Source organism: Pseudarthrobacter arbutini, from assembly GCF_054510915.1.
Map to the genome: position 1 here is coordinate 113,086 of NZ_JBTNDQ010000017.1, position 12,341 is coordinate 125,426.

11 protein-coding genes are annotated in these 12,341 nt (G+C 64.2%); 1 reads left to right on the plus strand and 10 read right to left on the minus strand.

What is annotated here, in order from left to right:
• Position 1: 1 nt before the first annotated feature.
• The 4 genes from fdhA to ACX80V_RS18300 all read right to left on the minus strand — a co-directional run bounded on the left by fdhA (position 2) and on the right by ACX80V_RS18300 (position 3,032).
• A complete protein-coding gene (gene fdhA / locus ACX80V_RS18285) occupies positions 2 to 1,213 on the minus strand; it encodes a formaldehyde dehydrogenase, glutathione-independent (protein WP_485844344.1) in 1,212 nt (403 codons plus the stop codon).
• 492 nt (positions 1,214 to 1,705) lie between these two features.
• Positions 1,706 to 2,056: a type II toxin-antitoxin system HicB family antitoxin gene (locus ACX80V_RS18290; RefSeq protein ID WP_485844345.1), complete on the minus strand. Its 351-nt coding sequence runs from the start codon at positions 2,054 to 2,056 to the stop codon at positions 1,706 to 1,708.
• Positions 2,057 to 2,506: 450 nt separating this feature from the next.
• Positions 2,507 to 2,803, minus strand: a complete 297-nt coding sequence (locus ACX80V_RS18295) for a type II toxin-antitoxin system RelE family toxin (RefSeq protein WP_485844346.1) — start codon at positions 2,801 to 2,803, stop codon at positions 2,507 to 2,509.
• A complete protein-coding gene (locus tag ACX80V_RS18300) occupies positions 2,766 to 3,032 on the minus strand; it encodes a type II toxin-antitoxin system Phd/YefM family antitoxin (RefSeq protein WP_485844347.1) in 267 nt (88 codons plus the stop codon). Before ACX80V_RS18300 ends, ACX80V_RS18295 begins: the two co-directional genes overlap by 38 nt.
• Before the next feature lie 86 nt (positions 3,033 to 3,118).
• Between ACX80V_RS18300 and ACX80V_RS18305 the strand changes: the two genes are divergently transcribed.
• The gene (locus ACX80V_RS18305; protein WP_485844348.1) at positions 3,119 to 6,574 is read left to right on the plus strand and encodes a DEAD/DEAH box helicase; all 3,456 of its coding nucleotides are present in this window, start codon (positions 3,119 to 3,121) and stop codon (positions 6,572 to 6,574) included.
• A gap of 35 nt (positions 6,575 to 6,609) precedes the next feature.
• On the opposite strand, the gene ACX80V_RS18310 is transcribed toward ACX80V_RS18305, so the two are convergent.
• From ACX80V_RS18310 to ACX80V_RS18335, 6 genes are all read right to left on the minus strand, one after another.
• Positions 6,610 to 7,377 carry an amino acid ABC transporter ATP-binding protein gene (locus ACX80V_RS18310; protein ID WP_485844349.1) on the minus strand — a complete coding sequence of 256 codons (768 nt, stop codon included), beginning with the start codon at positions 7,375 to 7,377 and terminating at the stop codon, positions 6,610 to 6,612.
• Entirely contained in the window at positions 7,374 to 8,357 is a 984-nt protein-coding gene (locus ACX80V_RS18315; protein ID WP_485844350.1) for an amino acid ABC transporter permease, read from the minus strand. The genes ACX80V_RS18310 and ACX80V_RS18315 overlap by 4 nt, the downstream gene beginning before the upstream one ends.
• Positions 8,358 to 8,363: 6 nt before the next feature.
• Positions 8,364 to 9,266, minus strand: coding sequence for an ABC transporter substrate-binding protein (locus ACX80V_RS18320; protein ID WP_058929859.1), 903 nt, complete (start codon positions 9,264 to 9,266; stop codon positions 8,364 to 8,366).
• Between the two features lie 260 nt (positions 9,267 to 9,526).
• Positions 9,527 to 10,474: a 2-hydroxyacid dehydrogenase gene (locus ACX80V_RS18325; protein WP_485844351.1), complete on the minus strand. Its 948-nt coding sequence runs from the start codon at positions 10,472 to 10,474 to the stop codon at positions 9,527 to 9,529.
• Positions 10,475 to 10,519: 45 nt separating this feature from the next.
• Positions 10,520 to 10,855 carry a cupin domain-containing protein gene (locus tag ACX80V_RS18330; protein WP_248762177.1) on the minus strand — a complete coding sequence of 112 codons (336 nt, stop codon included), beginning with the start codon at positions 10,853 to 10,855 and terminating at the stop codon, positions 10,520 to 10,522.
• Positions 10,856 to 10,942: 87 nt separating this feature from the next.
• Positions 10,943 to 12,130 carry a serine hydrolase domain-containing protein gene (locus ACX80V_RS18335; protein ID WP_485844352.1) on the minus strand — a complete coding sequence of 396 codons (1,188 nt, stop codon included), beginning with the start codon at positions 12,128 to 12,130 and terminating at the stop codon, positions 10,943 to 10,945.
• Positions 12,131 to 12,341 lie beyond the last annotated feature (211 nt).

Below are 12,341 nucleotides of genomic sequence, written 5' to 3' on the forward strand. Positions count from 1 at the left end.
CTCAGCTGAGGTATCCGTTCGGGTTGAGGACGTACTTGGTGGCCGCTCCGGCGTCGAACTCGGCATAGCCCCTGGGCGCATCCTCCAGGGTGATCGCCTTCGCGTTCACGTTCTTGGCGATGCTCACCTTTTCATGCAGGATGGCCATCATCAGTTGCCGGTTGTACTTCATCACCGGGCATTGTCCGGTGGTGAAGCTGAGCGACTTGGCCCAGCCGGTGCCCAGGCTCAGGCTCAGCGCACCCTTCTTGGCAGCTTCGTCTACGCCTCCCGGATCGCCGGTGACGTACAGCCCGGGAATGCCCAGCGCACCGCCGGCCGCGGTGACTTCCATCAGCGAGTTCAGCACCGTGGCAGGTGCCTCCTTGGCGTCATGGCCGTGGCCGCGCGCTTCGAAGCCCACCGCGTCCACGCCGCAGTCCACTTCCGGGACGCCCAGGATCTGATCGATCTGCTCCGCGGGGCCACCCTCCGCGAGGTCAATCGTTTCGCACCCAAAGCTGCGCGCCTGCGCCAGCCGGTCGGCGTTCAAGTCCCCCACAATCACGACGGCGGCACCCAGCAGGTGCGCGCTGGTGGCCGCTGCGAGGCCAACAGGCCCGGCGCCGGCCACATACACGGTGGAGCCGACGCCCACCCCGGCCGTCACGGCGCCGTGGAAGCCCGTGGGGAAAATGTCCGACAGCATGGTCAGGTCCATGATCTTTTCCAGGGCCTGGTCCTTGTCCGGGAACTTCAGCAGGTTCCAGTCTGCGTACGGAACCAGCACGTAGTTGGCCTGGCCGCCCACCCAGCCGCCCATGTCCACGTAGCCGTAGGCGCTGCCGGGGCGGTCCGGATTGACGTTCAGGCAGATCCCGGTCTTGCGTTCCTTGCAGTTCCTGCAGCGGCCGCAGGCGATGTTGAAGGGCACCGAACAGATGTCCCCGACCTTGATGAACTCGACGCCGGGACCCAGCTCCACCACTTCGCCGGTGATCTCATGCCCCAGCACCAGGTTCGAGGGGGCGGTGGTGCGTCCGCGGACCATGTGCTGGTCCGAACCGCAGATGTTGGTGGCAACGGTTTTCAGGATGACCCCGTGGGGTACTGTGCGCCCCACGTTCGCCGGATTCACGCCGGGTCCGTCCTTGAGTTCGAAGCTTGGGTAGTCGATGTCGATCAGTTCGACCTTGCCCGGTTCCTTATAAGCAACGGCTTTGTTTCCAGTCATCAGTGCTCTCCTCTCTCGGCACGGCACGCCTTCGTGGGGCAGCCGTGAGTTGTGAAGTGTTGCGATGGAACCCCCCAGGTGCAGGGCCTGCCCGTGGCTTGAGCAGCTGGATGTTTTCCTGGCGTTGGAGGTCTGGCCAGTCTAGGCATGCCGGTCCGAAGGGTCCATAGCCCGAACCCCCTATTTGCTCCCCTGCCGGGGGTGCTTTCGCTCGGCGTGGTCGCACCATCGGTGCCGGCAGTGGCCTCGGAGAGATGCGCTGACCGCGCCCGTGATCGGCAAACCGCTCCGGCCCGTCACCCGTGAGCGTGCTGCAGCACAAAGCCCGGCGAAAGCGTCAGGACGCGGGCCACGCGGGTGTCGAGGAGCGCATTCGTGGAGGTCTGGAATGGATTAGGCATGAACGGGAAACATTACTGGAGTTCCCGGGCGGACGCCTCTGCGGAATTCAGGCCGCCCGTCGCGGCCCCAACACCACGTTGACGGGCTCCCTTAGGCCGTCAAGAGCTCAGTTGCGTACTTATTCAGAGGCACTCCGTGGTTTGCGGCTTCTATTACAAGCTTTCGGTGGAGCTCAGGGGGTACCCGAAGGTTGAGCCTGCCGCTAAACGTCTGGCTGGAAATGGGAAGAGGCACAGCTTCTCCAGACTGCCTGAGTTCCTCAATGACATCTGACACCAGACGTTCGAGGCCACGGAGAGCCTCGAATTGATCCTCATCGAGCCACGACAAGGATGGGAACTCAAGGACAGTGGCGACGAACTCCTCGTCCTCTTGCGACCACTGCACTGAGTAACGGTATTGTGCAGCCTCGGACGGCACGGCTGCTTTTCGAGTAGACATCTAGTGCTCCTTGCTCCGATCGATGGCGGCTATGATTTGCTTCACCTGGTAAGGCTCCGCCTTGCCATTCTTGTTCTGTAGGTTGATTCTGGGATCACCCTCCCAGGGCATTTTTAAGATTGCATTGTGGCTGCCTGAACCCGACCGCGGCTTCCCAAAATAGTGAATGCAAAGTTTGAGTATGTCGCTGTAGGAGACGTTTTCGGGTGAGCTTCTGGCCTGCTTTTCGATCTTAGAGATACTAGCCACACGCCAATGGTGCCACTTTTGGCACCGCTCTTCAAGCAGTACCTCGTGACGCAGGACTCCAGATCCGCGGGCCATCTACACCCTCGGGCTTGAAGATAGCAAGCATGATGGCGCAGCTCGAATGAATGTCTCCAATAGCGCAATCCCTGAGCCCGCCACGGCTACCGCCTGGCTGCCCCGCCAGCCATGGTCGCGGTCAGGCTACTTGTCATAGATGTCGCGTCGATGCCCCATCGAGAGCACAAACACGATCAGTTCCTGATCCCTGACTTGATAGATGATTCTGTAGTCCCGGACCCTGACGCGCAACTGCCCCGGCCTGCCCACCAAAGACTTGGCAGCCGGGGGCCGGGGATTCTCAGCAAGCAGGCTGAGGGCGTTGAGCAGGATCGCCTGCACGGGTCGATCAAATTTCTGCAGCTGCTTGCGGGCTGCACTGGATAACCGGACTTCATAGTGGCTATCCGCCAAGTTCAATGCCCAGTTCCGCTGCCACATCCTTCAGCGAGTACGTCGGCTCTCCGGCGTCCGTTGCGGCCAGGGCGCGGTCCGCCGCCGCCATGTCCTCTGCATCCTCCAACGCTTGCAGCGCCCGCTCCGCCAATTCCGGATCCATGACCACGGCCACGGCCCTGCCATGGCTCAGGACGCGGACAGGTTCCCGGCGCGCCGAATCCAGGGTTTCAGCCCACCGCTGTCTCGCCACTGTTGCACTGACATCAGTCATGGCTAAATTGTACAATTTAGCCATTGGACCGTCCACCGCTCGGGAAGAAACCCTGAGCAGCTTGACCCGGCCGGTACCCTTAACCAGTGACTTTGACGCAACCGCCACAGCTCGCCGACCCCGTGATCAGCTCTTTGGTGGGCGCCACCTCAATGGCCCGCGGCCGCACCTATGCGCGCAAGGGCGCCGTTCTAAGCGTCGAGTGGAATCCTAAGGACCTGGTGCTGAAAGGCAAGGTCCAGGGCGCTCGCGGCGCCCCCTATCGGACCAAAGCGTCATTCAAAACCGGCATCAACGGCTTGCGCCTTGAATGGGGCGATTGCTCCTGCCCCATGGCATACAACTGCAAGCACGTGGCCGCGCTGCTTCTGGAAATCAGCAGCGGGCCAGCAATGGAGCAATTGCCGCTTATCGCGATCCCCTCCACGGCTGCCCGGACCGCCGCCCCGACCAAGCTGCGGCCCCCTGCGCCAATGAAGACCGCTCCGGCTCCCTGGCAGCGGCAGCTCGACAGCCTTCTTCACCCGCAGCCGACTCCCCGCAACACAGCCTTCAACTCCGGCCCTGGCCCCATCACCGCCACAACACTCCAGCTCGGCGTGCAGTTGGACCTGCAGGAAACAGCACCGGGCCGGACCTGGTCCCAGCAAGGACTCAACGATCCCTGGGTCAACCAATCAGCCTCCGCCATCAGCCTGACGGCCCGGCCGGTGAAGCTGGGTGTCAAGGGCAAGTGGGTGACTGGCCAGCTTCGGTGGGACACCTTCGGACGTTCCCACTACTACGGCTACCAACGCGAGGAATTCAGGCCGGAACAGGTCCGCTGGATGCGCACCTTTGCCGCCGTCTACGCCATCGAAGGCTCTCAGGCAACCAGCACACACCTTCCCCTGGACCAATTCAACAGCCCACTGCTTTGGCAACTTCTGGCTGAAGCGCGTGACGTCGGAGTGGCGCTGGTCGCCGCAAAGTCCGGCGACGCCGTCGTGATTCATGATCCTGTCAGCGTTTCGCTGGATCTCCGCGATCACGACGGCGGGCTGCGGCTGGCCCCGCACGTCGCCCTGAGCGGTGGTACCAATTCCCCCGACCACCGCGCGATGGGCATGATCGGCCAGCCCGGCCACGGCGTGTTCTGGTGGGATTCCTCCACCGGTCCGGGCACCACCACGGCACCGCGTGGCTTCCACCTCGCCCCGAGCGTCTCGCCCGTCCCGGAGGCCCTCCGGCCGCTGATCCGGCATCGCACGGAACTGCTGGTTCCGACGTCGGCCCGCAGTTCCTTCCTGGGAGCCAGCTTCCCGCAACTGGCACAGGCCACCGATGTTGTTTCCAGCGATTCCTCAGTGGATCTGCCGCAGATCCTGCCGCCGGAGCTGGTGCTGACCGCCACCCACGAGTCGCCCACCCTGCAGATTCAATGGCACTGGGAGTACACTTCAGCGGGCACCGTCACCCGCCAGCCCTTGCCCGACGCCAGCAACGGATACCGCAATCACGCCTTCGAAGACCAACTCCTGGCGCAGATGGCCGGAGTCCTGGCCCCGTTTCCCTCCGCCTGGCAGGAGCAGTTCCCGGACAATCCGTCCGGCCACCCCGGCAGCACCGAGCCGACCTTACTCAGAGGCGTGGCCGCCGCCCGGTTCACTAACGATGCGCTGCCCTTGTTGGAACAGCTCGAGCATGTCCGCGTAGTCATCACGGGCCCGGCGCCGGACTACAGCGAGCTGACGGACAGTCCGCTGGTCAGCGTCAGCACCAAGGGAACGGACGACGGCGACTGGTTTGATTTGGGCGTCACCGTCACCCTGGGCGGGGAAGACATCCCCTTCGACCTGCTGTTCCGCGCCCTGGCTGCAGGCGATGAACACCTGATGCTGGCCAGCGGCAGGTACTTCCGGCTCGACCAGCCCGAGTTCCTCCAGCTGCGTCGGCTGATCGAGGAAGCCAGGGCACTGCAGGACCAGGAGGGGCCCCTGCGGATCAGCCGGTACCAGGCCGGCCTCTGGGACGAGTTCGAGGAACTGGCTGCCACCGCCGACCGGGCCGATTCCTGGCAGCGCAGCGTTGGAGGGCTGCTGCGGTTCTCGGAGATGCTGGACGTGCCGCAGCCGGCGGGCCTCGTCGCATCGTTGCGGCCTTATCAGCAGGACGGCTTCAACTGGCTGGCCTTCCTGTGGGAGCAGGGCCTGGGCGGCGTGCTCGCCGACGATATGGGTCTGGGCAAAACACTGCAAGCCATCGCTCTGATCTGCCACGCGAAAAACGGCATCGGCGCACCGGAGCGGGACCAAACCGCACGGCACCCTTTCCTGGTGGTCGCCCCTACCTCCGTGGTGCCCAACTGGGCCACGGAAATCGGACGGTTCGCCCCCGGGCTGCGCGTCGCCGCTGTTGCCGACACGCTGCAGCGCAGCGGAACGGATCCGGCGGCACTCGCTGCAGCGTCCGACGTCGTGATTGTCTCCTACACACTGTTCCGGCTGGACTACGAGGCCTACGCCGCCCAGGAATGGGCCGGGCTGCTGCTGGACGAGGCGCAGTTTGTGAAGAATCCGGCTACGAAGGCAAGCCAGAATGCGCGCCGTTTCCCCGCCCCGTTCAAGCTCGCAATTACTGGCACGCCCATGGAGAACAACCTGATGGAGTTGTGGTCCATGTTCGCCATCACCGCTCCCGGGCTGTTCCCGTCGTCGAAGAACTTCGCGGACTACTACCAGAAACCGGTGGAGAAAGACGGGGACGCGGAGAGATTGGCGCAATTGCGGCGCCGGATCCGGCCTCTGATGATGCGCCGCACCAAGGACCTTGTGGCCAAGGATCTTCCCGCCAAGCAGGAACAGGTGCTGGAGCTGGATTTGGCGCCGCGGCACCGCACCATTTACCAGCGGCACCTGCAGCGCGAACGGCAAAAAGTCCTGGGGTTGCTTGATGATATGAACAAGAACCGCTTCGCGATCTTCAAGTCCCTCACCATGCTCCGGAGGCTCAGCCTGGACGCGTCCCTGGTCGACGAGAAATACGCGTCCGTCCCGTCCAGCAAACTTGATGCCCTGCTGGAGCAACTCGGCGACATCGTATCCGAGGGACACCGCGCCCTGATCTTCAGCCAGTTCACCGGCTTCCTGGGCAAGGCCGCGGCACGGCTCGACGCTGAAGGCATCCAGTACGCCTACCTGGACGGCAAGACCCGCCGGCGCGGCGAGGTGATCGATCAGTTCAAGTCCGGAAGCGCACCGGTGTTCCTCATCAGCCTCAAAGCAGGCGGATTCGGCCTGAACCTGACTGAGGCGGACTACGTATTCCTGCTGGACCCCTGGTGGAATCCTGCGTCAGAGGCGCAGGCCGTTGACCGCACGCACAGGATCGGCCAGAACCGGAACGTCATGGTCTACCGGCTGGTGGCCAAGGACACCATCGAGGAGAAAGTCATGGCGCTCAAGGAACGAAAGGCCAAGCTGTTCACCGCCGTCCTGGACGACGACGCGATGTTTGCCTCAGCACTGACGGCGGATGACGTGAGGGGCCTGTTCGACGGCTGAGCGGATCGACGACGGCGTCGCCTACCGCCTGTCCCTCACAGCACCTTTGAGAGGAACGCCTTGGTCCGGTCCTGCTGGGGATTGCCCAGCAGCTCACGGGGCGGGCCCGCCTCGACCACCACGCCGCCGTCCATAAAGGCGATGGAGTCCGCCACTTCGCGGGCAAAGCCCATCTCGTGCGTCACCACGATCATGGTCATGCCGCTCGTGGCCAGCTCCTTCATAACGTCCAGCACCTCACCCACCAGCTCCGGGTCCAAGGCACTGGTCGGTTCGTCGAAGAGCATCAGCTTCGGATCCATGGCCAGCGCCCGGGCGATGGCCACGCGCTGCTGCTGCCCGCCGGACAGGTGCGCCGGGTAGTGATCCGCTTTGTCCCCCAGCCCGACGCGCTCCATCAGCTCCCTGGCGCGCAGGGTGGCTTTGGCCTTCGGAATGCGTTTGACCCGCATCGGCGCCTGGATGATGTTTTCCAGCGCCGTCATGTGCGGAAAGAGATTAAACCGCTGGAACACCATGCCGATGTCGCGGCGCTGGAGCGCTGCTTCCTTGGGCTTGAGCTCATGGAGTTTGTCGCCCTTTTGCCGGTAACCCACCAGCTGCCCCTCCACGAAGAGGCGGCCGGCGTCGATCTTTTCAAGGTGGTTGATACAGCGGAGGAACGTGGACTTGCCGGAGCCGCTGGGCCCCACGATGCACAGCACTTCGCCGGCCTGGACTTCCAGGCTGATGCTGCGCAGCACGTTGTTGGAACCGAAGCTCTTGGAGATCCGGTCTGCGGTCACCATCGGAGTAGCGCTCATCCTTTGCCTCCCAAATCATTGCCCAGTGGCGCAGCAGTCACTGCCGCCGCCCCAGGATCACTTTCCGACGCCGGTCCCGCCTGCCGCCGTCCCGTTCCGCGTGAGAAACGCTTCTCGATGAAGTGCTGCCCCACCATCAGGACAGACGTGAACAGGAGGTACCAGATCGATGCCACGATGAGCAGCGGAACGGGGGTGAAGGTCACCGCGGAGATGCCGCGGGACACCCCGTAGAGGTCGATGCTGAGCGGAATGGCCGCTACGAGTGAGGTGGTCTTGAGCATGGAGATCACCTCATTGCCCGTGGGCGGAATGATGATCTTCATGGCCTGCGGAACCACCACGTACCGCATGGTCTGGCCCCATGACATGGCGAGCGCCGTCGACGCCTCCTCCTGGCCCTCATCCACGGACAGCAGTCCCGCGCGGACAATCTCGGACATGTAGGCGGCCTCATTCAGCGCCAGTCCGATCACCGCGGTGATGTAGAGGTTGGTGAACACGTCGTTGGGAATGGTGATCCACGGTGTCATGAACGGTATCCCGATGGTGAACACGGGGTAGATGAGCGCCACGATGCCCCAGAACACCAGCTGGACGTAGACCGGGGTCCCGCGGAAGATCCACAGATACAGCCAGGCGATGCTCTTGACCACAGGATTCGGCGAGAGCCGCATGATGGCCAGGAGCAGCCCCAGGACGATGGCGCCCATCATGGCGTAGATGGTGAGCGTCAGGGTCACCCAGGCCGCCTGGCTGATCCGGCGGTCGAAGAGGTACTTGCCCACCTCCGCCCAGCCGTAGTCGGGCCGCTGCGAAGCATCCACGATGAACAGCGCCAGCAGGAACACCAGGACGACGGCGATTGAGATCCGCCAGGGGTGGCGCAGGGGAACGGCCACAATGGCGTCCCCCTGCGCTTGAGTTCCGCCGGTTGCGGGGTTGGGCCGCGCCACGGCGGCATGTTTGGGAAGAGTCACGGCTGGTTACTTGGCCGACGACGCCACGTTGAGCGCCGCCGTCTTCACGCCGCCGCTTTCCACGCCCCATTTGGACAGGATCCTGTTGTAGGTGCCGTCGTCGATCAGGGCCTGCAGCGCCTTCTGCAGCACCGGGGTGAACGCGCTCCCCTTGTCCACCGGAATCCCGTAGGGCGCCACTTCAAAGGCATCCCCCGCGGTCTGCAGCTTTTCCTTCGTCTGCGAGATCGCGTACAGGGTCACCGGCGAGTCCGCACTCATGGCGTCCACCTGGCCCACCACCAGGGCGTTGGTGGCCTGGTCCTGCGCGTCGTACTTGAAGATCTCAATGGCGGGTTTGCCCGCGTCCGTGCACGCCTTGGACTTGGCAGGCACTTCGTGGGTGTCCTCATAGGTGGTGGCCTGGACGGCAACTTTCAGGCCGCAGGCGTTGTCCGGGTCCACGGTCTTGCCCTTCGGCGCCGCCCACTGGATGCCCGCCGAGTAATAGTTCACAAAATCCACCTGCTTTTCGCGTTCCAGCGTGTCGGTGAACGACGACATGCCCATGTCGTCCTTTCCCGCCTTAACGGACGGAAGAATGTTGTCGAACGTGCCGATATCAAAATTGACCTTCAGCCCGAGCGAGGCCCCCAACGCATTAGTGAGGTCCACCGACCAGCCGGCCGGGGCGCCGTTGCCATCCTTGAATTCGTTGGGCGGGTAATTGTTGGCCATGCCTACATTCAGGACGCCCGCGGATTTCATTTTCTCCGGCAGCAAAGCGGCAAGTTCCTCATTCTTCTGGACTGCGGTGTCCGCGGAAGAAGACGCTTTATCCGCCGCCGCCGGGGCGCTGTTGTCCACACAACCCGACAGCATAAGTGCTGTTGCGGCGGTCAGGGCAGGGATTAGATAGCGGTTGCGCATTGGATCCTTAGGTGTTTTGAAGATGAAGGTCCGGCACCTCGAAAATTGTGCGATTCCTCGGGATTGCGAAATCAGTGAGGAATTCAGTGGGGCGGCATGGCACCCGTCAATCGGACCGCATTCCGTAAGTCACGGATAGCTTCCGGGCCTCTGGCCTTCAACTCGGAGATCGTGGATGCGCCTACTAGCGTCATGCTAGGCGCAATTCGTTGGAGAAAAGGCCAAAGACACGGCTCGCCCCCGGAATGCGCCGGCCTCAGCTACCGCCCGGCGGCCCCGCCCAGCACCACGTTCACCGGTTCTCGCCCGGCCTGCAGCAACCCGATCTGCTTCCGGATCAGCCGCGCCACCCGCGGCAGCATGGCCGAGCTCGCTCCGCCCACGTGCGGGGTGATCAGGACTCCGGGCGCGGTCCACAGCGGATGATCGCGCGGCAGCGGTTCCGGGTCCGTCACGTCCAGGGCGGCCCGGAGCCTGCCGGACGACGTCTCGCGCAGCAGGGCCTCGGTATCCGCCACCGGCCCGCGGGCCACGTTCACCAGCAGTGCGCCGTCCGGCATGGCCGCCAGGAACCGGGCGTCAACCAGGTGCCGGGTCTGCTCGCTCAGGGGAACGCTGACCACCACAATATCGTGCAGCGGCAGCTGTTCGTACAGGGAATCAATCCCGTGGATCCTGCCGCGTTCATCGTCGCGGCCGCGGCTGGCCAGCCGCGTCACCTCTGTCTCGAACGGCAGCAGCCGGGCCTCAACCGCCTTCCCCACTCCCCCATAACCCACCAGGAGTACCCGCCTGTCGGCCAGGCTGGGGCGCTCGCGGTGGTCCCAGGTCCCCGTCGCCGCATGCCGCACAAAGTCCGGGATCCCCCGCTGGCTGGCGATGATCATGCCCAACGCAAGTTCCGCCGTCGACGTCTCATGCACTCCGGCCGCGTTGGCGAAAAGGCACCCCGCAGGCAAAACCGCCGCGACGCCGTCGTACCCGATCAGCTGGCTCTGCACCAGGCCGACGTCCACGGAGTCCAGCGCAGCCAGCGCCCCTACCCCGCCCATGTAGGGCGGCACCACAATGTCGAACTGGTCGGCCGGCGCCGGGCCGGTCAGGTCCCACAGGAAGAGTTCGACGCCGGCGGACGGCTCGAGCGCGTCCACCAGGTTCTGACTGGGCAGACTCACCCGTAGTTTCGGTGATGCGGGCAAACCGGACATGGGTGCTCCTTCTCTCGACTCACCTGCCAGTTAACCAGCCCCGCGCTACCTGTCGGTCTTGACCACCGTGAACAGCACCGCCGAGTCCTCTTCCGCTTCCAGGCTGTGCAGCCCGTCCGGCACGATCAGGAGATCCCCTGCCTTGCCCTGCCACGACTCCCCGCCAGCCCGCAGCCAGACCGATCCCTTCAGCACGTAGACCGTGGCCTCGCCCGGGTTCTGGTGCTCGCTGAGCTGCGTGCCGGCACGGAATGCCATAACAGTCTGGCGCAGTCTCTTCTCATGCCCGCCGAACGCTGTATCGGCTGCCCGCCCGCTGGGCGCCGCAACAGCGGCAGTGATCTGCTGGCGGGCCAAAGCCTCAATCGATATCTTTTGCATGACGCAACCGTACCTACGATTGCGGGCGTTGCCGAGGGCCGTTCGGCCGCCATTTTTAGCCCACGGCTTATGCCGGCGGTCACCGCACTAGCAGTTGACATCGAGTGCCGTCCGCGCGGCCCCGTACAGCGCGTCCGGTCCGACTGGATTGTCGGGATTGTATGCCGCGGGGTCCCACGATTCCGGCGGGTACGTAATGGCAATTGCCACCTGCCGCTTGGCGTCCGCGCTGGTAACCACCATGGTCCGGTACCCGGCCCAGTCGCCGTCGTGCCCGTAGTAGAAGCCACCGCAGAGGTCCTTCCATCGCAGCAGGCCCATTCCGAAGAAGCCGAAAGGGGCCAGCTGCATCTGCTGGAGGGTGGCCGGCTTCAGGAGCCGCCCCTCCATGAGCGAGGCGTAGAACGTGTTCAGGTCGCCGACAGTCGAGACTACGCCGCCCGCGGGGTTGCCGACGATTGCACCCAAATAGGCCGAGTCCAGCCGTTCGCCGTCAACTTCAAGTTGGCCGTGGATCATGGTGGACGGATGCGTGCCGGTGCCTGTCAAATGCGTGTCCTTCATTCCCAGTGGTTCAAACACATCGTTTCGCAGGATCTCGGCCACTGGCCGGCCGCGAAGGCGCTCCAGCAGGAGGCCGAGCACGAGGTAGTTCGAGTTTGAGTAGTCCGCGCCGCTGCCGGGCGTCCGCACCCATGGCATTGCTCTTGACAAGGCCAGGCTCTCACCAAGCGACAACTTCTGCGTCAACGCCTGGCGGATGGGCCGGGAGCTGAAGAGTTCCTCGTCGTAGCTGGGGATTCCACTTTCGTGCCGCAGGAGATGTGCCACCGTGACGGCGCCCCGGGGATTCACCAGACTGTCGAAGTCGGGGAGGTGGTTCGCCACCGGATCGTCCAGTTGTACGAGGCCTTCCTCCACGAGCTTGAGCACCGAAACTGCCACCATGGATTTCGTGACGCTGCCGATGTGCGTGGAATCCGAGGCTTCAGCCGGTGCTGCGCTGCCCGAGCTGCGGACCCCACCGGCGTGTGACCAGACTTCGCCGTTGATCCGCGCCTCGATCAGGACGGCCGGAGCCCCGAGGTCCAGCATCCGCCTGCTGAAATCCTCCAGACCGGTCCTGTACTTCGCGGCGGCCTGGGTGGTCTGCACCGGCGCCGGTGGGGATCCGGTGCAGCCGGTCAGCATCACAGCGAGGATGGCGGCCAGGACCAGCAAGCGCCGGAGCGGCGGCAGGAGTTTCACTGAACCGGGTTTGGCGGGCTCCGACATGTCAGCACGTCCCTTGTGGGTCGGGAGGCGCCGGGAGCTCGGACGGGCAGGCTGCGCCAATACCGCCCATGTTCCTCAACCCCTCGCGGAGCGTCAAGGCAACGCGTTGACTCATGGAAGATGCGCGCGTAGTGGGTATCGAAGAATCATTTGGTAATGCGCGCGTAGCGGGGTGTCTGCGGCTGCCGGTTCGCCGGTGGGGGTAGGGCTG